At 69.6% G+C, this 23,388-nt stretch carries 22 protein-coding genes and 1 pseudogene; 11 read left to right on the top strand and 12 right to left on the bottom strand.

What is annotated here, in order from left to right; translation table 11 throughout:
• Nucleotides 1-124: 124 nt before the first annotated feature.
• The 3 genes from KK131_RS10755 (at nucleotide 125) to KK131_RS10745 (ending at nucleotide 2,499) form a co-directional block, all read left to right on the top strand.
• Nucleotides 125-889, top strand: a complete 765-nt coding sequence (locus KK131_RS10755; RefSeq protein WP_214556739.1) for a cyclic nucleotide-binding domain-containing protein — start codon at nucleotides 125-127, stop codon at nucleotides 887-889.
• A 152-nt stretch (nucleotides 890-1,041) separates the two neighbouring features.
• Nucleotides 1,042-1,614: a GNAT family N-acetyltransferase gene (locus tag KK131_RS10750; protein WP_214556738.1), complete on the top strand. Its 573-nt coding sequence runs from the start codon at nucleotides 1,042-1,044 to the stop codon at nucleotides 1,612-1,614.
• A gap of 93 nt (nucleotides 1,615-1,707) precedes the next feature.
• Nucleotides 1,708-2,499, top strand: a complete 792-nt coding sequence (locus KK131_RS10745; protein WP_345777240.1) for a universal stress protein — start codon at nucleotides 1,708-1,710, stop codon at nucleotides 2,497-2,499.
• A 30-nt stretch (nucleotides 2,500-2,529) separates the two neighbouring features.
• Here KK131_RS10745 and KK131_RS10740 read toward each other — a convergent pair whose 3' ends face one another.
• The gene (locus tag KK131_RS10740) at nucleotides 2,530-3,207 is read right to left on the bottom strand and encodes a DUF2238 domain-containing protein (RefSeq protein WP_214556736.1); all 678 of its coding nucleotides are present in this window, start codon (nucleotides 3,205-3,207) and stop codon (nucleotides 2,530-2,532) included.
• 177 nt (nucleotides 3,208-3,384) lie between these two features.
• On the opposite strand from KK131_RS10740, the gene KK131_RS10735 reads away from it, so the two are divergent.
• From KK131_RS10735 to KK131_RS10710, 6 genes are all read left to right on the top strand, one after another.
• Nucleotides 3,385-5,667: a nitric-oxide reductase large subunit gene (locus KK131_RS10735; RefSeq protein WP_214556735.1), complete on the top strand. Its 2,283-nt coding sequence runs from the start codon at nucleotides 3,385-3,387 to the stop codon at nucleotides 5,665-5,667.
• A 73-nt stretch (nucleotides 5,668-5,740) separates the two neighbouring features.
• Nucleotides 5,741-6,145 (top strand): SirB2 family protein, encoded by a 405-nt coding sequence (locus KK131_RS10730; protein ID WP_214557356.1) that lies wholly within the window; start codon nucleotides 5,741-5,743, stop codon nucleotides 6,143-6,145.
• Nucleotides 6,142-8,097 (top strand): pyridoxal-dependent decarboxylase, encoded by a 1,956-nt coding sequence (locus tag KK131_RS10725; protein WP_214556734.1) that lies wholly within the window; start codon nucleotides 6,142-6,144, stop codon nucleotides 8,095-8,097. Before KK131_RS10730 ends, KK131_RS10725 begins: the two co-directional genes overlap by 4 nt.
• Nucleotides 8,098-8,111: 14 nt before the next feature.
• Nucleotides 8,112-9,218: a PLP-dependent cysteine synthase family protein gene (locus KK131_RS10720; RefSeq protein WP_214556733.1), complete on the top strand. Its 1,107-nt coding sequence runs from the start codon at nucleotides 8,112-8,114 to the stop codon at nucleotides 9,216-9,218.
• Nucleotides 9,215-10,018: a prephenate dehydrogenase/arogenate dehydrogenase family protein gene (locus KK131_RS10715; RefSeq protein ID WP_214556732.1), complete on the top strand. Its 804-nt coding sequence runs from the start codon at nucleotides 9,215-9,217 to the stop codon at nucleotides 10,016-10,018. The genes KK131_RS10720 and KK131_RS10715 overlap by 4 nt, the downstream gene beginning before the upstream one ends.
• On the top strand, nucleotides 10,015-11,502 hold the full coding sequence (locus KK131_RS10710) for a UbiD family decarboxylase (protein ID WP_214556731.1): 1,488 nt from the start codon (nucleotides 10,015-10,017) through the stop codon (nucleotides 11,500-11,502). Before KK131_RS10715 ends, KK131_RS10710 begins: the two co-directional genes overlap by 4 nt.
• Nucleotides 11,503-11,547: 45 nt before the next feature.
• Here the strand turns inward: KK131_RS10710 and KK131_RS10705 are convergent, their stop codons facing one another.
• Nucleotides 11,548-12,039 (bottom strand): DnrO protein, encoded by a 492-nt coding sequence (locus KK131_RS10705; protein ID WP_250887218.1) that lies wholly within the window; start codon nucleotides 12,037-12,039, stop codon nucleotides 11,548-11,550.
• A gap of 68 nt (nucleotides 12,040-12,107) precedes the next feature.
• On the opposite strand from KK131_RS10705, the gene KK131_RS10700 reads away from it, so the two are divergent.
• Both KK131_RS10700 and KK131_RS10695 read left to right on the top strand, forming a co-directional pair.
• Nucleotides 12,108-13,190, top strand: coding sequence for a peptidase U32 family protein (locus KK131_RS10700; RefSeq protein ID WP_345777239.1), 1,083 nt, complete (start codon nucleotides 12,108-12,110; stop codon nucleotides 13,188-13,190).
• A gap of 11 nt (nucleotides 13,191-13,201) precedes the next feature.
• The gene (locus tag KK131_RS10695) at nucleotides 13,202-14,080 is read left to right on the top strand and encodes a U32 family peptidase (RefSeq protein WP_250887217.1); all 879 of its coding nucleotides are present in this window, start codon (nucleotides 13,202-13,204) and stop codon (nucleotides 14,078-14,080) included.
• A 10-nt stretch (nucleotides 14,081-14,090) separates the two neighbouring features.
• Here KK131_RS10695 and KK131_RS10690 read toward each other — a convergent pair whose 3' ends face one another.
• The 10 genes and pseudogenes from KK131_RS10690 to KK131_RS10645 form a co-directional block, all read right to left on the bottom strand.
• Complete coding sequence (locus KK131_RS10690) at nucleotides 14,091-14,702, bottom strand: HD domain-containing phosphohydrolase (protein ID WP_214556729.1); 612 nt, start codon at nucleotides 14,700-14,702, stop codon at nucleotides 14,091-14,093.
• A 187-nt stretch (nucleotides 14,703-14,889) separates the two neighbouring features.
• Entirely contained in the window at nucleotides 14,890-16,098 is a 1,209-nt protein-coding gene (fabB, locus tag KK131_RS10685; protein WP_214556728.1) for a beta-ketoacyl-ACP synthase I, read from the bottom strand.
• 1 nt (nucleotide 16,099) lies between these two features.
• The gene (fabA, locus tag KK131_RS10680; RefSeq protein WP_214556727.1) at nucleotides 16,100-16,615 is read right to left on the bottom strand and encodes a 3-hydroxyacyl-[acyl-carrier-protein] dehydratase FabA; all 516 of its coding nucleotides are present in this window, start codon (nucleotides 16,613-16,615) and stop codon (nucleotides 16,100-16,102) included.
• A 138-nt stretch (nucleotides 16,616-16,753) separates the two neighbouring features.
• Nucleotides 16,754-18,202, bottom strand: a complete 1,449-nt coding sequence (locus KK131_RS10675) for an FAD-dependent oxidoreductase (RefSeq protein WP_214556726.1) — start codon at nucleotides 18,200-18,202, stop codon at nucleotides 16,754-16,756.
• Nucleotides 18,199-19,224, bottom strand: a complete 1,026-nt coding sequence (gene nadA / locus KK131_RS10670; RefSeq protein ID WP_214556725.1) for a quinolinate synthase NadA — start codon at nucleotides 19,222-19,224, stop codon at nucleotides 18,199-18,201. The genes KK131_RS10675 and nadA overlap by 4 nt, the downstream gene beginning before the upstream one ends.
• Before the next feature lie 35 nt (nucleotides 19,225-19,259).
• Nucleotides 19,260-20,120 (bottom strand): chorismate mutase, encoded by an 861-nt coding sequence (locus KK131_RS10665; protein WP_214556724.1) that lies wholly within the window; start codon nucleotides 20,118-20,120, stop codon nucleotides 19,260-19,262.
• Nucleotides 20,101-21,369: a hypothetical protein gene (locus KK131_RS10660; RefSeq protein WP_214556723.1), complete on the bottom strand. Its 1,269-nt coding sequence runs from the start codon at nucleotides 21,367-21,369 to the stop codon at nucleotides 20,101-20,103. Before KK131_RS10660 ends, KK131_RS10665 begins: the two co-directional genes overlap by 20 nt.
• The gene (locus tag KK131_RS10655; protein ID WP_214556722.1) at nucleotides 21,350-21,631 is read right to left on the bottom strand and encodes a DUF2249 domain-containing protein; all 282 of its coding nucleotides are present in this window, start codon (nucleotides 21,629-21,631) and stop codon (nucleotides 21,350-21,352) included. Before KK131_RS10655 ends, KK131_RS10660 begins: the two co-directional genes overlap by 20 nt.
• A 74-nt stretch (nucleotides 21,632-21,705) precedes the next feature.
• Entirely contained in the window at nucleotides 21,706-22,965 is a 1,260-nt protein-coding gene (locus tag KK131_RS10650; protein ID WP_214556721.1) for an alginate export family protein, read from the bottom strand.
• Nucleotides 22,966-23,178: 213 nt separating this feature from the next.
• A pseudogene (locus tag KK131_RS10645) lies at nucleotides 23,179-23,388 on the bottom strand (cytochrome c); the annotation flags it as partial.

The following is a 23,388-nucleotide window of genomic DNA, read 5'->3' as shown; positions in this document are numbered from 1 at the left end:
GCGCGCAACTTGATCCCGGTCAAATACACACAGAATTTTTGCCCCGCCATGCTATCGTGCGGCCACGCGACCCGACTGCCTGCCGGGTTCATGAGAGCCCATCTCAAGCCCTGCGAGGACGCTGATGGACCCTGGAACCAACGTCCTTGACCTGAGCCAGCTGCGACGCAGCTGCTCGTCCTGTGCCCTGAGCGAACTGTGCCTGCCTGCCGGCATCGGCCACAACGACCTGGAACGGCTGGACACGGCGATCCGCGACAAGCGCACGCTGGACCGCGGCGGCGTGCTGTACCGCGATGGCGACCCGTTCGAGGCGCTCTACGTGGTGCGTTCCGGTTCGCTCAAGACCTTCGTGCTGGACGATTCCGGCGACGTGCAGATCCTCGGTTTCCACCTGCCCGGCGAAATCATCGGCTTCGACGCGCTGGCCTCGAACCGGCATGTCAGCCAGGCCGAGGCACTGGAACGCAGCAGCATCTGCGAGCTGCCCTATGCGCGGCTGCAACAGGTCACCAGCGAGGTGCCGGCGCTGCACCGGCAACTGATGCGGGTGATCAGCCGCGAAGTGATCGAGGAACACCGCCACCTGGTGATGATGGGCCGGCAGCAGGCCCAGGAGCAGCTGGCGATCTTCCTGAAGAGCCTGGCCGACCGTTACCAGCGCCTGCAGCGCGACGGCAGCGTGCTCACCTTGTCGATGTCGCGCTACGACATCGCAAACTACCTCGGCCTGGTGGTCGAGACGGTCAGCCGGTTGTTCTCGCGCCTGGAGGAGATGGGCGTGCTCGAGGTCAACCGCAAATCGGTGCGCATCCGCCGTCCCGACCTGCTCGCCGGCCTCTGCCGCAGCAGCCCCGCGGCGACGTCGAAACAGCGCGACGCCGGCTGAACCTGCCGTCCGCGTTCGTCCCGGATTGACCGAGGTCAAGTCGAGCCACGACGGGCCGGCGTAGAACTGAACCCTGCAAGGAGCCATGCCGCGATGGCCGCCCGTTTCGGCATGGGAATCGACCGTGATTCATCAGCCACCGGGAACAGACCATGTCCAACGTCCACCCTGCCGACCACGACCCCACGCCCGCCGCGCCCTTCGGCGCCATCGAGGGAACGCACTGGATCGAGACCCTGAACGACGGCAGCCCGGTGCTGATACGACCGCTGCGCCCGGAGGATCGCCAGCGCGAAACGGACTTCATCAACCGCCTGTCGGAGCAGGCCTGCCGCTTCCGCTTCCTCGGCAACCTGAAGGAAGCGAGCCCGGCCCTGCTCGACCAGCTGATGAACGTCGACTACCGGGATCGCATGGCCTTCGTCGCGCTCGCCCACGACAACGGCGAGCTGCGTGAAGTCGGAGTCAGCCGCTACAGCGCGAGCGGGGACGAAAAGCAGTGCGAATGCGCGGTGACGGTGGCCGACGACTGGCGCCATCGCGGCCTGGGCGTACTGCTGATGAGGCGCCTGATCGACATCGCGCGCAAGAACGGATTCCGCAGGATGTTCTCGATCGACGCCGCCGAAAACGAGCCGATGCGCGAGCTGGCCAGCTACCTGGGCTTCAAGCGCCGGCTCGATCCGGAGGACGCCGCACAAGCCATCCACACCCTCGACCTCTGACCGCCAGCGCACCCTGGACGCCCCACCATGCCAGCCACCCAGCAAGCCGGCCCCACGTCGCCCGTGACACGCCCGGGCGATGTTCTTGCGCTGGTGACATCAACCACCCCGTGGAGTCCCGCCGCCGAAACCGGCCTCGCGATCGCCGCGCGCTGGGGCAGCAACCTGACCGGCTGCTTCATCGACCCCGCGTTGCGGAAACTCGGCGGCGCCGAGGCCGACGCCGAACCCACCGTGCTCGGCCTGCTGCTCGAACCGCGAACGGAATTCGCCGACGAGCACGCCGCCTTCGGATCATTCGCGCGGCAGTCCGGCGTGCGCAACGCCGACTGGATCGTCGCCCGGGCCGGCATCGCCCCTACCTTGCGCTGGCTCGGCGCGCGGCACGATCTGGCGGTGATCGAGCGGGACATGGTGCAGGCAACCGGCCTGCTCGACATTCTCGGCGAGGCGATACTCGGCTGCCGCATGCCCTGCCTGATCCTGCCCCCGCACTGGGGCCAGGAGATCCGCTTCGAGCGCATCGTGATCGGCTGCAACGGCAGCATCGAGGCCATCCGCGCGATCCACGCCGCCCTGCCGTTCCTCAGGGCGGCGAAGCAGGTGACCCTGGTCGACGGCGATGTGCGCGACGGCGACGAAGGGCATCCGCGCTTCGATCCCTTCGTCTACCTGCTGCGCCACGGCATCACATCCAAACCCAGCTATGTCCGATCCTCGTCCGCGATGGCCGGCGAAATCCTGCTGAAGGAAGTCGAAAACATCGACGCGGGCCTGCTGGTGATGGGCGCCTATGGCCGCTCGCGCATGCGCGAACGCGTGTTCGGCGGCGCCACGCGGCGCGTGCTGGAAGAAGCCTCCATCCCGGTGCTGATGCAGCATTAGGCCCGCACACCCGCACCCGCTGCGGTCTCGTCAGCGTCCGACGGACTCCGTCGGCGCCGCAGCATCGCGCCGGCGGCGATATCGCGCTGCGGCAGCAAGCGTGACGACCGCGGCGAGGCTGCCCAGCAGCGCAAGCAGCATGTCCTGCTGCGCATCCCACGGATCGCCCTGGGTGCCCAGGTAGGCCACGCCGAGATCCCCGCCGAACCACACGGCGGCAGCCCATTCGAACAGTTCGTACAACGCCGAGCTCGCGGTCATCAGGCTGACCGGCACGATCCAGCGCCAGGCACCGGGCGACGACGTGCGCGCGGCCACCAGCTGCGCCACCGCCGGGGTCACCAGCAGGCCGTACGCGAAATGGATGGCGCGGTCGAAAGGGTTGCGCGAGAAGCCCAGCGCCTCGTTCAGCGAGAAGCCGCACAGTGCCGAAAACCACCGGTCCCACGGCACTTCCGAGTAGGTGTAGTGCGCGCCGATCTCGTGCAGCAGCAGGAACGCGAACAGCGCCGCATAGCTGGCATTGGAGAAACGCAGCCGGCGGAACCCCAGCACCAGTACCGGCAGCGCCAGCACCACCAGCACGTTCTCCATCAGCCAGTCCTGGCGGTAGTGCGGCGAGATGCCGAGGGCGGCTGCCGCGACCAGGAATACGGCCAGCAGCACCAGCGGGAATCGGGCTCCATCCAGCGTGGGTCGATCGTTCATGCCTGCCTGCGGTCCCGTCATGCGCAACGCGTCACGCCGATCATGCCATGCCGGCCACCGGCATCCGCCGACGGCCGCGACAATATGCGCGGCGTGCCGTGGCGGCCGCTTGACCTGCATCAAGGTGGCCAGCCCGCAGCTCGCCGAGCATGCGCGCACCTTTCAGGGAGATGCGCGATGAGTACCACCCGAAAACTCTGGCTGGGGCTGGCGGCTTTGCTCGTCACGTCCTTCGCCGTGCTGCTGTGGGTCGGCAGCGTGGTCCACCAGCAGGCGCCGCCGCTGCCCACGGCCGTCGTCACCAGCGACGGCCAGACGCTGTACGTCAAGGCCGACATGGAGGAAGGCCGCCAGGTGTGGCAGAGCATCGGCGGCCAGCAATTGGGATCCATCTGGGGCCACGGCGCGCTGCTGGCGCCGGACTGGAGCGCCGACTGGCTGCACCGCGAAAGCATGGCGATGCTGGACCTGCTCGCCCGCGACGCGGGCCTGGGGCCCTACGAATCGCTGGATGCGCAGCAGCAGGCGCCGCTGAAGGCGCGGGTGCAGGAAGAACTGCGCACCAACACCTACGACGCGGCCAGCAATACCATCACCGTCTCGGCGCTGCGCGCGCACGCGATGGAAGCCGTCGCGGCGCATTACATGAGCCTGTTCGGCAACGACCCGGCCACGCACACGCTGCGCGAAGGCTATGCGATGCGCGAGAACACCGTGGCCGAGATGGAGCACCGGCGTGCGGTCACCGCGTTCTTCTGGTGGACCAGCTGGGCCGCCGCCACGCAGCGCCCGAACGAGGCGATGAGCTACACCCAGAACTGGCCGTACGAGCCGCTGGCCGGCAACGCGCCGACCTCGACCAGCTTCCTGTGGTCGGTCTTCAGCATCCTCTTCATGATCTTCGGCATCGGCCTGCTCGGCTGGCATCACGCGCGCCAGGTGAGCCATGAACCCTTGCCGCCGATTCCGGCGCGCGACCCGTTGACCGAGTTGAAGGCGACGCCTTCGATGAAGGCCACCGGCAAGTATTTCTGGACCGTGCTGGCGCTGTTCCTGGCGCAGATCCTGCTGGGCGCCACCACCGCGCACTACCAGGTGGAAGGCCAGCAGGCCTATGGCTTCGCGCTGGCCAACTACCTGCCCTACAGCCTCACCCGCACCTGGCATACCGAGCTGGCGGTGTTGTGGATCGCCACCGCGTGGCTGGCCACCGGCCTGTACATCGCGCCGCTGATCTCCGGCCACGAGCCGAAGTTCCAGCGGTTCGGGGTGAACTTCCTGTGGGTCTGCCTGCTGGTGATCGTGGTCGGCTCGTTCGCCGGCCAGTGGTTCGCGGTGATGGACAAGATGGGCCTCGAGTACAACTTCTGGTTCGGCCACCAGGGCTGGGAATACACCGACCTCGGCCGTTTCTGGCAGATCTTCCTGTTCATCGGCCTGATGCTGTGGCTGTTCCTGGTCGGCCGCGCGCTGCTGCCGGCGATGCGCGGCGGCAAGCAAGGCGCCTCGATCGTGGGCCTGCTGTTCCTGTCCACCGTGGCGATCGGCCTGCTCTACGGCGCCGGCCTGATGTGGGGCGAGCACACCCACATCGCGATGGTCGAGTACTGGCGCTGGTGGGTGGTGCACCTGTGGGTGGAAGGCTTCTTCGAAGTGTTCGCCACCGCGGTGATCAGCTACCTGTTCGTCAAGCTGGGCCTGCTGCGCGTGAGCAGCGCCACCACCAACGTGCTGTTCGCCACCATCGTGTTCATGGCCGGCGGCGTGCTGGGCACCCTGCACCACCTGTACTTCAGCGGCACCACCACGGCGGTGATCGCACTCGGCGCCAGCTTCTCGGCGCTGGAAGTGGTGCCGCTGGCGCTGATCGGCCTGGAAGCCCACGACACCTGGAAGAAGCAGCACGCCGCGCCGTGGATGGCGCGCTATCGCTGGCCGATCATGTTCTTCGTGGCGGTGAGCTTCTGGAACCTGGTCGGCGCGGGCCTGCTCGGCTTCCTCGTCAACACGCCGATCGCGCTGTACTACATGCAGGGCCTCAACCTCACCGCCACGCATGGCCACACCGCGCTGTTCGGCGTGTACGGCATGCTCGGCCTGGGCCTGATGCTGTTCTGCCTGCGCGGCATCAAGCCGCAGGTCCACTGGCGCGAAGGCTGGCTGCGCAGCTCGTTCTGGTGCCTCAACATCGGCCTGTCGCTGATGGCCGTGCTGACCCTGCTGCCGCTGGGCATCCTGCAGCTGAAGGCGGTACTGGAACACGGCTACTGGTTCGCCCGCTCGGCCGAGTTCATGGACCGCCCGCTGATCCACATGCTGGTGTGGATGCGCGTGCCGGGCGACACCCTGTTCGCCGTCGGCGCCCTGCTGATATCGGTGTTCGTCGCTGCGCTGTGGCTGTGGCCAAAAAGCCGGACCGCTCCCGCGGCGCTACCGCAAGCGGTCAGCGAGAACGCATGACGCACATCAGGGCGCGCCGCGAGACGCGCCCTGATGCTTTTCCCACTCCCCATTCCCCATGCCCGGTTCCCCGATGTTCGAGTTCTATCCTCAGATCAAATGGGTGCACATCGCCTGCGTGCTGGCCAGCGGTTCGCTGTTCGCGCTGCGCGGGTTGCTGGTGCAGGCCGGCCACGCCGGCGCCGCGCAATGGGCGCCCGTGCGCTGGCTCAGCTACGCGATCGACACCACCCTGCTCACCGCCGCGCTGATGCTGGTGAGCATCCTGCCCGGCGCGCTGTTCGCCAACGGCTGGCTCGCCACCAAGCTGGTGCTGCTGGTGGCCTACGTGGTGCTTGCGATGCTGGCACTGAAACGGGCGCGCACGCCGCGCGCGCGGCTGGCCTTCTATGCGGCCGCACTGGCCACCTACGTCTACATGCTCGGCGTCGCCCGCATGCATCATCCGCTGGGCTGGCTGCATGGGTGGCTGGCATGAGCGCGGCACAACCCTTCCCCGCGGAAGAACCGCGCGACCACGCGCTGGACGCCTGCTTCCTCGGCCCGTACGGCGAGAACGACACGCTGCTGGAAAAGCTGCTGGTCGAATTCCTGCGCGACCACGTGTACTGGCGGCGCAACTTCCACCCGGAAGACCCACCGGCGATCGCCACCGCCGCCGCGCATCATCCGGACTACCTCGCCTTCGAATCGCGCATGCGCCGCGAACTGCACCAGCTCTCCGCCGCGCTGAAGAAGTCGGTGCCGTTCCACAGCCCGCGCTACATCGGCCACATGGCCTCCGACCTGCTGCTGCCGGGACTGGCCGCGCAGATGCTCACGCTGCCGTACAACCCCAACAACGTCAGCGAAGACGCCGCCCCGGTCACCGTCGACATGGAGGTGCAGGCCGGCCTGCAGCTGGCGCGCATGCTCGGCTACCCGCACGACCCGGCGCAGGACGCCTGCGCGTTCGGCCACCTCACCTCCGGCGGCACCCTGGCGAACTACCAGGCGCTGCGCCTGGCGCTGGCGCTGAAGGCGTTTCCGGTCGCGTTGCGTGCGGCGCAGGTGCCGGAACTGGCCTTGCCCGCCGACGACTGGAGCGCGTTCAATCTGTCCCACGCCGACGGCATCGCCCTGCTGCAGGCGTGGCAGCAGTGGCTGGCCGCACAAGCGCCGGCCGAACGCGCGCGCTGGCTGCGACGGGTGGAGAACGAGCGCATCGATCAGCGCGGCCTGGCCGGCTTCTTCGCCGCACACCCGCAGCTGCGCGTGCCGCTGGTGCTGGCGCCGGTCACCGCGCACTACTCGTGGAGCAAGGGGCTGAAACTGCTCGGCCTGGGCCGCGATCAGCTGGAACTGCTGCCCACCGCCGGCATGCGGCTGGACCCCGCCGCCTTGCGCGACACGCTGGAACGCTGCGTGCGCGAGCGTCGACCCGTGCTGATGTGCGTGGCCGTGCTCGGCGGCACCGAGTACGGCACCATCGACCCGATCGACGCCGTGCTCGCCGCGCGGCATGAATCGCGCCGGCACGGCCTGGACTTTGCCGTGCACGTGGACGCCGCCTGGGGCGGCTACCTGGCCACGCTGTTCCGCCACGAGGACGGCTCGCTGCGCACGCGCGACGAAGTGGCCGCCGACTACACGCAGTTCCCCACGCCCGCGGTGCACGCCGCGTTCGCCGCGCTGGGCGACACCGACTCGGTCACCGTCGACCCGCACAAGCTCGGCTACCTGCCCTACGGCAGCGGCGCCTTCATCTGCCGCGACCACCGCGCGATGGCGCTGCTGGCCGAGCGCGCCGACTACGTGTTCCATGCCGCCACGCCGGCCGGCTACCTGGCGCGCTACCGCAGCCTGGGCCAGTTCATCCCGGAGGGCTCGAAATCCGGCGCGGCGGCGGCCGCGGTGTACGTGACGCACAAGGTGCTGCCGCTGGACCACGCCCACTTCGGCCGCCTGCCGCGCGCCACCGTGCGCGCGGCCGAAACCTTCCACGCACGCGCGCAACGCTTCGCGCTGGAACTGGCCGGCTGCGTCCACGCGCTGGTGCCGTTCGCGCCGGACAGCAACCTGGTCTGCCTCGCGCTCAACCCCAGCGGCAACGCCTCGGTGGCGACGGCGAACGCGTTCGTGCGCGCGCTGCACGACGAACTGCGCTGCGATCCGCACCAACCGCTGCAGCTGAAGGAGTTCTTCGGCTCGGTGACCAGCCTGCGACCGGACATGCTGGGTCCGGCGCAGACCACGCGCATTTTCGGCGCGCTGGGCCTGGATCCGGCCAGCTTCGTTCCCGGCGACGACCGCCTGCTGATCCTGCGTCACACGCTGATGAACCCGTACCTGATCGACCACGAGAACGGCATCAGCTACATCGACCGCTACTTCGACTTCCTCGGCCGCCGCGTGCGCAGCTTGTGCAGCGTCGCCAGTATCGCGACATGAATCCGGAGCCTCCGATGGACAGCGTCCTGCGACTGGTCAACCCGCAACGCGAAACCGACCGCCGCTGGGTGCACACGGCATTGGCGAAGCTGGCGCAGGAAGCGGCGCGTTCGGCCGACACCCACCTGCTGAAGCTGAACTTCCCCGGCTTCCACGGCATCGACTTCTATTTCAAGGACGAGGCCGCGCACCCCAGCGGCAGCCTGAAGCATCGCCTCGCCCGCTCGCTGTTCCTGTACGCGCTGTGCAACGGCCGGCTGCGCGGCGGCCAGGCCGTGGTGGATGCCTCCTCCGGCAGCACGGCGATCTCCGAGGCGTGGTTCGCGCGCCTGCTGGGCCTGCCGTTCATCGCGGTGATGCCGGCCTGCACCGCGCCCGGCAAGATCCGCGACGTGCAGGCGCTGGGCGGCGAGTGCGACCTGGTCGACGATCCCGCGCAGGTGCATGCGCGCGCCGCCGGGCACGCCGCGCGCGGCGCCTGCCACCTGGACCAGTTCGGCCTGGCCGAACGCGCCACCGACTGGCGCGGCAACAACAACATCGCCGAGTCGATCATCGGCCAGCTCGCGCTCGAGGCCGAGCCCGAGCCGGCCTGGATCGTCTGCGGCGCCGGCACCGGCGGCACCTCGGCCACCATCGGCCGCTACCTGCGCTATCGCCGGCTGTACACGCAGCTGTGCGTGGCCGAACCGGCCGGCAGCGGCTTCGTGCACGGCTGGCGCACACGCGATGCGCACGCGGTGGCCAGCCAGCCCACCCTGATCGAAGGCATCGGCCGGCCGCGGGTGGAACCAGGCTTCTTGTTCGACGTGGTCGACCGCGCGGTCGAGGTGCCCGACGCCGCCTCGATTGCCGCCGCATGGCTGCTGGAGGAACTGCTCGGCCATCGCTACGGCGGCTCGTCCGGTACCAACCTCGTGGCCTGCCTGCAACTGGCCGCCTCGATGCGCGCCCGCGGCGAGCGCGGCAGCATCGTGAGCCTGCTGTGCGATCGCGGCGAGCGCTACGCGCAGACGCTGTTCGATCGCGGCTGGCTGGCCGCCCGCGGCATCGACCTCGCGCCCTGGAGCGATGCACTGCGCGCCAGCCTGGCCAGCGGCCGCCCGCCCCTCGCGGCATGAGCGCCGCCGCGCCGCGCGAGCCTGCGCAATCCGCCACATTTGCCGTGCTCGGCTATGGCCGCTTCGGCGCGGCCTTCGCCGAGCTGCTGTTGCAGGCGGGACATCGCGTGCGCGCCTGGGATCCGCACGCGGATATCCCCGCAGCTCTGGCCGCCGCGTCGATGCCTGCCGCCGTCGGCGAAGCGCGCTGGATCGTGCTGGCGATGCCGGTCCCGCACATGCACGATGCGTTGCTTGCGCTGCGTCCGCTGCTGCATGCCGGGCATACCGTACTCGACGTGGGCAGCGTGAAGCTGCATCCCTGCGCGACGATGGACGAACTGCTCGGTGCGGATATTCCACACGTCGGCACGCATCCGCTGTTCGGCCCGCTCAGCCTGGCGCGCGACGAACGGCCGTTGCGCGCGGTGACCTGTCCCGCCGCGGATCATCCGCAGGCCGCCGCACGCGCCGGCGAACTGTTCCGCGATCTCGGCTGCGAAGTCATCGTGCAGGACCCGGAAAGCCACGACCGCGCCATGGCCAGGACCCACGCGCTGGCGTTCTTCATCGCCAAGGGGCTGGTCGACCTCGGCGTGGACGACGGCCTGCCGGTGGCGCCGCCGTCGTTCCAGGGCATGAAGCACATGCTGGCGGCGGTGCGCGGCGACGCCGGCCACCTGTTCGCCGCGATCCAGCGCGAGAACCCGTTTGCCGCCGAGGCGCGCGCGCAGCTGCTGGCGGAACTCGAACGGGTGCATCGGCAGCTGCTGGCCGACGCGGACGGCGACAGCCTGGCCATCCCCGGGCCACCCGCATGAGCTTCCACGACCTGCGCGGTTTCCTCGCGCACCTCGAACGCGAACGGCAGCTGCAGCGCGTGGCGGCGCCGGTCGATCCGCACCTGGAATCCACCGCGCTCAGCTTGCGTGCGTTGCGCGAGGGCGGCCCCGCCTTGCTGATGGAGCGCCCCGTCGATGCGCCGCATGCGCTGCTGGGCAACCTGTTCGGCCACCGCCGGCGCATCGAACTGGCGCTGGCCGGGCGGCCGCTGGCCTCGTTGCGCGAACTCGGCCAGTTGCTCGCCGCGATCAAGGAGCCGCGCTGGCCGTCCAGTCTGCGCCAGGCGCTGGCGACCTGGCCGGAACTGGCGCAACTGGCGCACGTGGCGCCGCAGCGTGTGCGCGAAGCCGCGTTCGAACACGAAACATTGCGGGGCGGCGACATCGATCTCGCGCGGCTGCCGATCCAGCATTGCTGGCCCGACGACGCCGGCAAGCTGATCACGTTCGGCCTGGTGGTGACGCGCGGCACCAGCAAGCCGCGGCAGAACGTGGCGATCTACCGCCAGCAGGTGATCGGGCCGAACCGGGTGATCATGCGCTGGCTGCCGCATCGCGGCGGCGCGCTGGACCACGCCGACTGGTGCGCCGCGCATCCGCGGCAACCGTTTCCCGTGCTGGTGGCGATCGGCGCCGACCCGGCCACGCTGCTGGCCGCGGTGGCGCCGGTGCCCGACACCTTGTCCGAATACGAATTCGCCGGCCTGCTGCGCGGCCAGCGCACGCGCGTGTGGCACAGCGAACTGACCGGGCTGGACGCGCCGGCCGGCGCGGAGATCCTGCTGGAAGGTTTCATCCATCCCGGCGACAGCGCGCTGGAAGGCCCGTTCGGCGACCATACCGGCTACTACAACGCGCAGGACCACTTTCCGGTGTTCACGATCGAACGCATGCACCTGCGCCGCGGCGCGATCTACCACGGCAGCTACATGGGCCGCGCGCCGCACGACGAACCCTCGGTACTGGCGATGGCGCTGAACGACGTGTTCGTGCCGATCCTGCAGAAGGTGTTCCCGGAAATCGTGGACTTCCACCTGCCGCCGGAGGCGTGCTCGTACCGCATCGCGGTGGTCGGCATCCGCAAGCAGTACGCCGGCCACGCGCGGCGGGTGATGATGGGCGTGTGGTCGTACCTGCGCCAGTTCACCTACACCAAGTTCGTGATCGTCACCGATGACGATATCGACGTGCGCGACTGGGCACAGGTGATCTGGGCCGTATCGACCCGCGTCGATCCGGCGCGCGACACGATGCTGGTGGAAAACACCCCGATCGACTACCTCGACTTCGCCAGCCCGGTCGCCGGACTCGGCTCCAAGCTCGGCATCGACGCGACGAACAAATGGCCGGCCGAAACCACGCGCGCCTGGAGCCGGCCGATCGTGCCGGATGCCGCGGTGGAACGGCGCGTCGACACGCTGTGGGCGGCGCTGCAGGCCGCGCGCACACCGACGGCAACGTGATGTGCGGCGGCCACGACCTGCCGCCGCCGACGGATGCGGTACGACTCAGGGCTCGTCGTGCATCACGTGCTCGACCGGGGCCGGCTGGTCCCAGCCGGGGTCGTTGAAATACTGCGGATAGTGCGCGATCGCCGCGCGCATGTCGGCCACCGCCGAGACCTTGTTCGGATCGGCCTTCAGTGCCTGTGCCGCGCTCAGCAGCGGCACCAGGATGCCGTGCAGCGCAGCGTCGGGCTCGGGCGCCAGCTTGCAGTGGGCGAACATGTAGGTCACCGCCTCCTCGACGCTGGTGGCCCGGTCCACCGCCATCGGCGCGCTCATGTGGCCCATCTCGTAATGGCGCAACTCGTCCACCGCGGCATGTGCGCGGCGCATCCCCTCGCTCAGCGGCGCATCCGGCGCCCAGCGCTGCGCCGCTGCCGGCGCGGCCGCCGGTGCGGCGGCGTGATGGTGATGCTCCTGGGCCACCGCCTGCGCCAAAGGCGCCAGCGAGAACGCGCACAGCAGGGCGGCGGTGACAGCATGCTTGTATTTCATCGAATCGACTCCTCGGTAGGAAGCAGCACCATGCATGTGACGGATGCAGGGCATGGTAGCTCCGGGCAATGCGGATCCAGCTGATCCACGTCAACGCAGGCACCGGCGACGAACGCCACGATGCGCCCCGAACTCCCTGCTTCGAGGTGCTCATGCAACTGGTCTGTCCTGCCGGCAACCTGCCGGCGCTGCAAGCGGCGATCGACGCCGGCGCCGACGCGGTCTACGCGGGCTTCCGCGACCAGACCAACGCCCGCGCGTTTCCCGGGCTGAACTTCAGCGACGACGAACTGCGCGACGGCATCGCCTACGCGCACCAGCGCGGCAGGCAGGTCTACCTGGCGCTGAACACCTATCCCGACAGCGCGCGCCTGCCGCAGTGGTACGCCGCGGTGGACAAGGCCGCCGAATTCGGCTGCGACGCGATCATCGCGGCGGAAATGGCCGTGCTCGACTACGCCACGCGCACGCATCCCGCGCTGAAGCGGCATCTGTCGGTGCAGGGTTCGGCGACCACCGCGCCGGCGCTGCGCTATGCGCACGAGCGCTTCGGCATCAGCCGTGCGGTGTTGCCGCGGGTGCTGTCGATCCAGCAGGTGGAACGCCTGTGCGAAGTCTCGCCGGTGCCGCTGGAGGTCTTCGCGTTCGGCAGCCTGTGCATCATGGTCGAAGGCCGCTGCCAGCTTTCCAGCTACGTCACCGGCGCCTCGCCGAACCGGCACGGCGTGTGCTCGCCGGCCAGCTTCGTGCGCTGGGAGGAACACGACGACGGCCGCCGCAGCGTGCGCCTCAACCAGGTGCTGATGGACCGTTTCGAAGCGCGTGAACCGGCCGGCTATCCGACCGTGTGCAAGGGCCGCTTCGAGGTCGGCGGCGAGGTCTTCCACGCGCTGGAGGAACCGACCAGCCTGAACACGCTGGAGCTGCTGCCGCGACTGGCGCAAGCCGGCGTGGCGGCGCTGAAGATCGAGGGTCGCCAGCGCGGCGTCGCCTATGTCGGCTCGGTCACCCGCACCTGGCGCGACGCGCTGGACCGCTACCGCGCTTCGCCGCAGGACTGGTCGGCGCAACCGCGCTGGCAGTCCGCGCTGTCGAAGCACGCCGAGGGTCACCAGACCACGCTCGGCCCCTATCACCGCTCCTGGCATTGACGATGACGACGATGAAACTGAGCCTCGGCCCGCTGCAGTATTTCTGGCCGCGCGAACACACGCTGGCGTTCTACCGCGAGGCCGCCGACTGGCCGCTCGACATCATCTACCTGGGCGAAACGGTGTGCAGCAAGCGCCGCGAGCTGGGCACGCGCGACTGGATCGCACTGGCCGCCGAACTCGCCCGCAGCGGCAAGCAGGTCGTGCTGTCGTCGCTGGCGCTGATCGAGGCCGAATCGGAACTCGGCGCGCTGCAGCGGCTGGTCGACCACGGCGACTGCTGGATCGAGGCGAACGACCTCTCGGCGGTGCAGCTGTGCCGCGAGCGCGGCGTGCCGTTCGTCGCCGGGCCCACGCTCAACGTCTACAACCACCACGCGCTGGCGATGCTGATGGAGGACGGCTTGCGCCGCTGGGTGCCGGGTGTCGAACAAGGCCACACCTTGCTGCGCGAATTGCGCGAGGCGATGCAGGCCGAACAGCGCGAGATGCCGGAACTGGAAGTGATCGCGTTCGGCCGGCTGCCGCTGGCGTTCTCCGCGCGCTGCTTCACCGCGCGCGCACTGGACGTGGCCAAGGACCAGTGCGGCTTCCGCTGCATCGACTATCCCGACGGCATGCCGCTGGCCACGCGCGAGGGCCGGCCGTTCCTGCGCATCAACGGCATCCAGATCCAGGGCGAGGAGATCACCGACCTCGGTCCCGAACTGCCGCAGCTGCGCGAGCTTGGCGTGGACGTGCTGCGACTGTATCCGCAGGCCGAAGGCATGGCCGGGATGGTGGCGCACTACCACCTCGCCCGCCGCTCGCCGGTGGCGCCGCCGCGGGTCGGCGCGCGCAACGGCTACTGGCACGGCGAGCCTGGCATGCGCGTACCGGAAACCGCTTGAGTCGCCTCCGCTAGCCGGACACGCCCGGCCGGTCGAACCAACGCCTGTCGTGCGACAGGAACGCATCGAGGATCTGCGGATCGTGCTTGGTGCCCCGCTCGCTGGCCAGGATGGCCACCGTGGATTCATGCGAATGGGCCGCATGGTAGGCACGACGCTTGCGTATCGCGTCGTAGCTGTCGATCACGGACAGCACCCGCGACGGCAGCGGAATGGCGCGCCCGCGCAGGCCATCCGGATAGCCGGTGCCATCGTAGTGCTCATGATGATGGCGCACCGCCAGCGCGATCTCGTCGCCAAAGGGCAGCTCCGGGTCCATCCGCACAATGTGCTCGCCATGGAGGCTGTGGCCCTTCATGATTTTCCACTCGGCATCGTTCAGCGCGCCCTGCTTGTGCAGGATCGCATCGGGAACGCCAATCTTCCCCACATCGTGAAACCGGGCCGCCACATCCAGAACCAGCAGCTCTTCGCCGGCCAGTCCAAGATCCCCCGCGAACGCCAGGGCCAGCCGGCCGACCCGCCCGCAATGGGCCGACGTGTGAACGTCCCGCCGTTCGAGCGCTGCGCCCAATACCGGCTCCACGCGCGAAAACCACGCTTCCATGTATTCGTCGTTCACCACGGCCCCCGCTGCTGTCGCCGTGCCATGCCACCGACGCTCCCCACCCGGCAGCACACGCGGCCGCCGCGACCCTATCGCGCCGACACCCCTCGGTATACCCCGGTCTCCGTACACCAGCGGGCCGATGGCATGTGCCGGCCGCCGCTGCAGGCCAACCGGCTCGTCGGGAATGGCTGCCGCCGGCTCACACCTTGGCAAATACCAGGCTGCCATTGGTGCCGCCGAAGCCGAAGCTGTTCGACATGACCGTGTGCAGCTTCGCCGGGCGGCTTTCGCGCAGGATCGGGAAACCTTCGGCGCGCGGGTCGAGTTCGGTGATGTGGGCCGAGCCGGCGGCGAATCCTTCCTTGAGCATCAGTAGACTGTAGATCGCTTCGTGCACGCTGGCGGCACCCAGCGAGTGGCCGGTCAACGCCTTGGTCGAGGACAGCGGCGGCACCGTCTCGCCGAACACTTCGCGCACCGCGTCGAGCTCGACGATGTCGCCCAGCGGCGTGGCGGTGCCATGGGTGTTCAGGTAATCGATCGGCGCGTTGACGTTGGCCAGCGCCATCTGCATGCAGCGCACCGCGCCCTCGCCGGACGGCGCCACCATCTCGGCACCGTCGGAGGTGACGCCGTAACCGACAAGTTCGGCGTGGATGCGCGCGCCGCGCGCCTTCGCGTGCTCGTACTCCTCCAGCACCAGCATGCCGCCGCCGCTGGCGATGACGAAGCCGTCGCGACTGCTGTCGTAGGGGCGCGAGGCGGTGACCGGGGTGTCGTTGTGATGGCTGGACAGCGCGCCCATCGCGTCGAACTGCGAGGTCATGCCCCAGTGTTCTTCCTCGCCGCCACCGGCGAACATCACGTCCTGCGCACCGTGCCGGATCAGGTCGGCCGCGGCGCCAATGCAATGCGCCGAGGTGGCGCAGGCGGCGGAGATCGAATAGCTCAGGCCCAGGATGCCGAAGGTCGTGGCCAGCGTGGCCGACACGGTCGAGCACATCGTGCGCGGCACCATGTACGGGCCGATCTTGCGCACGCCCTTGTTGCGCAGCAGGTCGCCGGTTTCGATCTGCCAGCGCGGCGATCCACCGCCGGAACCGGCGATCGCGCCGATGCGCGGGTGACGAACCTGTTCCGCGTCCAGTCCGGCATCGGCCATCGCCGAACGCATCGACACGTAGGCATAGGCTGCCGCATCGCCCATGAAGCGCTTCAGCTTGCGGTCGATCACCGCCTCCAGGTCGATGTTCGGCACACCGGCCACATGGCTGCGCATGCCAAGCTCGGCATATTCAGGCATCGCCCGGATACCGCTGCGGCCGTCACGCAAGGCGCCGGCCACGGTCTCCAGGTCATTGCCCAGGCACGACACGATGCCCATGCCTGTCACTACGACGCGGCGCATCTCAAAAACCCTCGGTGGACTGGAACAGGCCCACGCGCATGTCGCTGGCCTCGTAGATCAGGCGGTCGTCGACGAAGGTCTTGCCGTCGGCGATCACCATCCGCAGCTTGCCGCGCATCACCCGGCGGATGTCGATCTCGTAGCGCACCAGCTTCGCGCTCGGCAGCACCTGGCCGGAAAACTTCACCTGGCCCACGCCGAGCGCGCGCCCGCGGCCGGGTTCGCCCAGCCACGGCAGGAAGAAGCCGCTGAGCTGCCACATCGCATCCAGGCCAAGGCAACCGGGCATCACCGGATCGCCGATGAAGTGGCAGTCGAAGAACCACAGCTTCGGATGGACATCCAGTTCGGCGTGGATCACGCCCTTGCCGTACGCGCCGCCCTCGCTGGCGATGTGGGTGATGCGGTCGAACATCAGCATCGGCGGCGACGGCAACCGGGCATTGCCGTCACCGAAAAGTTCGCCGCGGCCGCAGGCGCGCAGTTGTTCGTAGTCGAACGAAGAAGGACGTGTCATGAAAGACTCACAGGATCGGGAGCCTATAGTTTGCACAGCTCCCGGCTCAATTGTCTTGATCCGGGTCAAACCCCTCGCGACAGCTGCCGCACATGCCGCTGCCGCCAGGGCATGCCGTCGCGCCGCGGGTCGCCTGTTTCAGGCAGGGCAGCAGCGATCGCGACGGCAATGGGCACCCAGGCTGCGCTTGCGCAGCAACGCCGCGCGCAGCAGTGCCTTGGCCAGCCGCGCCTGCCATCCGGCATCCGCCAGCGCTGCGCAGGTGCGCCATGCATCGCGCAGCGACGATGCCTCGCGCACGGGACCGGCCGTGCGCCACAACAGATCGCCCAGCGCGGCCAGCTGTGGCGACGACAGGCTGTCGCCACGTTCGATCCAGCGGTAGTCGCCACGCCGGCTTGGCCGTGGTTCGGCGGTGGCCAGAACACGGCCAAGCCGGCGCCCGCACGACACGCCTTCCAGCAGCGAATTGCTGGCCAGCCGGTTCGCGCCATGGATGCCGTTGCATGCCACCTCGCCCACCGCATGCAGGCCCGGCACACCGGTGCGCCCGTCCGCATCGGTAGCCAGTCCGCCCATGTGGAAATGCGCTGCCGGCGTGACCGGCATGGGTGCCAGCCGGGGGTCGAAACCGTGGGCACGGCACGCTGCCAGCACGGTGGGGAAACGCCGTTCCCAATCGCCTGCCACGCCCGTCGCATCGAGCCAGACCGGTCCGCCCTCGCCCTGCGCCTGCGCTACGCGCCGCGCCACCACGTCGCGCGGCGCGAGGTCGCCGAGCGGATGCACCCCAGCCATCAACGGCTGCCCGTCGGCATCGAGCAGGCGCGCGCCGGCGCCACGCAGCGCCTCGGTGACCAGCGGCAGGCAGCGTCCCGCGACGTCCAGTGCGGTGGGGTGGAACTGCACGAATTCCAGGTCGCGCGGCGAGGCGCCGCACGCCAGCCCCAGCGCCAACCCGGCGCCGTCCGCGCCCGGCGGATTGCTGGTGCGTGCAAACAGCGCCCCGATGCCGCCGGTGGCGAGCACCACCGCCGCCGCCTCGATGTGTTCGTGTCGCCCGCGTCCATCGCGGGTACGCACGCCGACCACGCCGCCATCGCGGACCAGCAGGGCATCGACGTCGACGCCGCCGCGCCACTGCACGTGCGCCGCAGCCTGCGCCTTCGCGCGCAGGGCATGCACCAGCGCGGCCCCGCTGGCATCGCCGCCGGCATGCACGATCCGCGCGGCGGAATGGCCGCCCTCGCGCCCCAGCTGCAGGCGGCCATCGGCATCGCGATCGAACAGCACGCCCTGCGCCTGCAGCCACGCGATGGCGCCGGGCGCCTCGCGTACCAGCCACTGCACCATCGCCACGTCGTTGTGATGGGCGCCGGCCAGCAAGGTGTCGGCGGCGTGGGCAGCGGGGCTGTCGTGAGGATCGAGCGCGGCGGCAATGCCACCCTGGGCCAGGGCGCTGGCACTGCCGCTGCCGTCGTGCGCACGGCACAGCAGACGCACTGGCGCAGGCGCGGCGGCCAATGCCGTGGCCAGGCCAGCCACGCCGCCACCCACCACCACGACGGGCAGGCGCGCGCGCTTCACACGCTCTCGCGCCGCCCGATCGCGAGCATGCGCTCCAGCGCGGCACGCGCACGCACACGGACGTCCGCGGGTACCTCCACCGCGTGCTTCATGTCGCGCAAGGACGCGTAGATGTTCTGCAAGGTGATCCGCTGCATGTGCGGGCACAGGTTGCACGGCTTGATGAACTGCGTCGCCGGAAACTGCGAGCGCAGGTTGTCGGCCATCGAACATTCGGTGATCAGCGCGACGCGCGCCGGCTTCTCGCGTTCCAGCCACTTGCCCATCGCCGTGGTGGAGCCGACGAAGTCCACCTCGGCGAGTACCTCGGGCGGGCATTCGGGATGCGCCACGAGCATCGCGTCGAACTGCTCGCGCGCATGCCGCGCCTGCTGCGCGGTGAACTTCTCGTGCACTTCGCAGCGGCCGTGCCACAGCACCAGCTCGACTGCGGTCTGGCTGGCGACGTGGCGGCCCAGGTACTCGTCGGGCAGGAAGATCACCTTGCCCGCGCCCATCGACTCGACCACCTGCACCGCGTTCGCCGAGGTGCAGATCGCGTCGGACTCCGCCTTCACCGCGGCCGAGGTGTTGGCGTAGCTCACCACCGGCACGCCAGGGTGCCGCGCGCGCAGCGCGCGCACGTCGGCGGCGGTGATCGACGAGGCCAGCGAGCAGCCGGCTTCCAGGTCGGGGATCAGCACGGTCTTTTCCGGCGCCAGGATCTTCGCGCTCTCGGCCATGAAGTGCACGCCGCACACCACGATCAGGCCGGCGTCGCAAACGGCGGCGGCCTGCGCCAGGCCGAGCGAGTCGCCGGTGATGTCAGCCACGCCGTGGAAGATCTCCGGCGATTGGTAGCTGTGCGCCATGATCACCGCACCGCGCTGCTTCTTCAGCTTGTTGATGGCGTCGATCCACGGCAGGTGCAGCGGTATCTCCAGGCACGGCACCAGCGGTTCCAGGCGCTCGGCCAGCGCGGCGTACTCGTGTTCGAGCTCATCGCGCCAGACCGGCACGGGCAGCGTTGCGGAGGCGGTCATCGTGATCGCTTTATCAGTGGGGGAAACGGGATGGCTCAGACGACTTCGCCGCGGTGCGCGGCGCGGGCGGCACGGGCGAAGCGTGCGCCGCGGTTCAGCGCGATGCGCAGGCCCAGCGGCACCGATTCCCACGGCAACCGCTCCAGCAGGTTGCGCGCGGTAAGGCCCAGCTCGGTGTCGCCGGTCAGCTCCAGCGCGCGCTGGAAGAACAGCGTGTCGGCATCTTCCAGCCGGCCGGCCAGCAGCAGCAGGTCGGTGGCGCTGCCGCGCACGCTCGCCTCGGGCTCGGCGTCGACCACACCGAGGCGGTCGCCGTGCAGTTCGAGCACCCAGCGCAAGCGCAAGTCGCTCACGTCGATGGCAAGCCGACGGCCACGCATGAAGTCGAGCGAGCCGTCACGCAGCGGCGTGGCCAGCACGCGCGCCATCGCCGCTTCCAGCAGGCGGTGCTGCCAGCGCGCCGGCAGCACGCGCAGCAGCGGTGCCACCCGCGTCGGCGGCGGCAACAGGCGCAGCAGGCGCAGCGCAAGGGATGGACTGAATGTCTGGCTGGGCATGATGGGCGGCATCATGACGGGCGCGGACAACGGCACGCCTTGACCCAGGTCAACCGCCATGCCCTGCCGCTGGCAGGCATCGGCGATCGCCAGATCGAGCAGGCGCTCGGCGGTGCCCGCGGGCACCGCCAGCCGATACGCCAGCGCCTGCGTTCGCGCGCGCACCTGCTGTTCGCGCCGCGGGTCGCGCGGCGACATGCCTGCACGCCGCTTGAGCGTACCCGCGGCAGCGGCCAACCGACGCCGCGCGGCGAACAACGCGACCAGGCCATCGTCGATGCGGTCGATCGCCGCTCGAACCCGGCCGAGTACGAAACGGTCAGGCCCGGACAGCGACATCGGCGGATTCCATCGTCGACAGGAAACGACTGGCGCGCCGGCGCACGCCGCGCAGCGTCCACTCCATGCAGCCCCAGGCCAGCAGCAACGCCAGCCCGGCTGCGCGGGCCAGCCACGCCGACGGCCACGTCACGGCAGCCGGCAACAACAGCAGCGGCACTTGCGCCAGCAGTGCGCGGTTCTTGTCGCGCGCGGGCAGCAACCGCTGCACGCCGGGCAACTGCACGCCGCGACCGCAGCGCCGGTGCAGTTCGATCCAGCCGATGAAGGGGACGATCTCCAGCATCATGCCGGCGACCAGCAGCGGCAGCGCGACGCCCAGCCCCAGCGCCGCGGCCAGCATGCCGCCACGCACGCCCGCGGACAGCGCCAGTGCCGACAGCGCCAGCACGACCAAGCCGGCGCGCCAGCTCCACAGCAACGGCCCGCGACGCAATCGCGGCGCACGCCATTGCAGCCACAACGCGGCAACGGCGAACAGCAGCGCGTGCACGCCGACCGTGCCGGCCAGCCAGGCGCCGCTGCCATCGGTCAGACGCCAGCACGCCGCGCCGAACAACATCAGCAGCACGCTGCCCAGCCACATCGCCTGCACCGGTTCGCGCACCATGCCGGTGCCCTGGAACATCGGCATCACCACACGCGCCACGCTGGCCATCAGCACCACCACCCAGCCCAGCACGCCCCAGCTGGCATGTACATCGGTGAGTGCCGCCAACGGCAAAGCCAGGTATCCGGCGAGGGCCAACGCAAGCATGCCGCCGAGCAACGCGGTGAGCACGGCGAACCCGATCGCCACGCCGAAGCCCGCACGCAGCAGGCGCTGCCCCGCCGTCGCCAGCAGGCCAGGCACGGTCATCGCCGCCAGCAGGGCGAATGCCAGCGGCAACACCACGGCGGCGACAACCAGTGCCGTATGCCAGCCCTGGTGCAGTCCCATCACCAGCAGCAGCACGCCGAGGTTGAACAGGGCATGCAGCCATGGCCCAGACGTCGCGCTGCCGCGCACCCGCACGCCGGCCGCGGCGGGCAGGAACTGCAGCACGCTGCCGAGCATCGCGTTGCCGAGCACACCGAGCGTGAACACGTGCACCAGTGCCAGGGTGGCCGGGCTCCAGCGCATGCGCAGCGCCGTATCGCCGTCGACGATCAGCAGCGCGCCGGCCAGCATCCCCCACCACGGCGCACTGGACAGGAAGCGCCGTGGCAGCGAGGGAACCGGAGCCTGCTCAAGCCGAAGCCGCGTCATCGCCGCCCGGACAACGGATCAGCACGCGCGCGCCGCCGGTCGGCAGGGCGAACGCCGTCGCCTGCATGCCGCGCGATGCCAGCGCGTCGAGCAACGGCGCCGGCAGCAACGGGGTGAGCACCTGCACCGCCTGCCCCGGCAGCAACGCGTCGGCAATCGCCAGCGCGCGCAGCATCGGCTCCGGCGACGGCAGCCAGCGCAGGTCGAGTTCGGGAAGTACCGCGTCGTCGACGCGGCGGTGGAGTGATGGCTGGACTTTCATGGCGCCATCTCAACGCAGTCGCGGCGCGGGCGCGCTGACCTGGATCAACGCGCCCGCCTGCGTTTCCGCTTCGTTCAATGTGCGCCGGCCAATGCCTGCTGGCCACGCCACTCCAGCTGCAGCCACAGCTTCGCGCTGTCGCGGCCGAAGCCGTCGGCGCGATAGTCCGCCACCTTCAGCAGGCCGCTGAGGCCCTGCGCCAGCGGAAACGCCAGCGAGGCATTCCACTCGCTGCCGTAGCGGCCGCCGCGGTCGGCGTGGTAGTCGTGGTACGCCACCGTCCAGGCCAGCCTGCCGGCAACATCGCCGCGACCGAGGTTGCCGTTGAGGCCGACGTAGCGATCTTCCAGCCCGCCGGCCGGGGTCACGTTGAACTGGTCGTTCCAGCCGTTGAACGCGTGCAGCGTGGCCAGCGGCGTCTGCAGCGCATGCCGGCCGTTGCCGCCCAGGTGTTCCCAGCCCAGCTTCGCGGTGATCCCGGACTGCGTCCAGTTCGGTTCCAGCAGCCAGTAACTGTGCGCGAAACGCTGCGGGTTGTTGGCGTAATCGACTTGCCGCGCCCCCTCCACTGTCCAGCCGAGGCCATGGCCGTCGCGCAGCGCCTGGCCGCTCCAGCGCAGGCCGTAGGTCGCACTGGAGGTGCTGGCCACGTCGCGGTCCTCGTGCAGATAGGCATAGCCGGCCCATTGCTGCGCGCCCCGGGTCCACGCCAGATTCAACAGGTGGGTATTCAACTTGCGCTCGCGCGCCAGCGGGTTCAGCGCATCGCGGCCGGCCACCCGGTGCACCCGATCGAGCCAGTCGTAGCGCACCGTCAACGCCGCCAGCGGCTGCCAGCGCAACTCGACTGCATCGAAGGTCTGCTCGTGCTGGCGCCAGCCGCTGTTGCCAACCCAGCGCTGGTTGTCCAGCAGCAGCCGCTGGCGGCCGGCGGTGGCGCCGAACCGGTCGCCCTGCCAGCGCAACCAGTACTGGTTGAACTCGCTGCCGCGCGGATCGGTCACCGTCGGGTACAAGACGCGGCCATTGGCGCCGCTGTTGTAGCGGTCGCCAGCGCTGGCCACGCCTGCGCCTTCGGCCAGGCCGCTCCAGCCATGCCCGAACTCGGCATGCAGGCCGAGGCGCAGGCGCAAGGTGTCGGCATGGGCGTTGCGTGCGAACGCATCGTCGTCGACCTGCTCGTGGCGCAGGCGGGCATCCCATTCCAGCTGCCACGATGGTCCGGCCGATGCCGCCGGCTCGCTGATGTTGCCGGTTCCACCCGTCGCTCCGACCGGCGTGGCCAGGATCGCGAACAGGCAGGCTGCCGGAAGATAGTTGCGTGCATGGTTCATTGCATTGCTCCCTTGTGGTCGGCGGCAGTCTCGAAGCGGGCGCACGTGCCCGAGCTGACCCCGGTCAAGTCCCCGCCATGCAGGATGCGGCTGTGACAACGCGCCGCGGCCACGCATGCCGCCGAGACGACAACGCCGACCACGAGGGTCGGCGTCGCCATGCTTCGTCTGGACGTCTTTACTTCCAGAAACGATTTTTCGTACCGCTCCGCATCAATGTTCCGCCGCCACTGCTGGTGCGGACGCGGCCCGGGCCTTGGCCACCTCTTCCTTGCTGATCTGCCCGCCCGGGTTGCCCCAGCTGTTCAGCACGTAGGTCAGGATGTTCGCCACCTCGTCGTCGTTCAGCTGCGCCATCGGCGGCATCACCGAGTCGTACTCGTGGCCGTTCACCGTGATCTTGCCGGTCAGCCCGTGCGTCAC

It is taken from the genome of Rhodanobacter sp. LX-99 (assembly GCF_018599185.1).
Classification (GTDB): domain Bacteria; phylum Pseudomonadota; class Gammaproteobacteria; order Xanthomonadales; family Rhodanobacteraceae; genus Rhodanobacter.
Note: the sequence above shows the minus strand (reverse complement) of the source record. Positions and strands in the feature narration are given on the sequence as shown.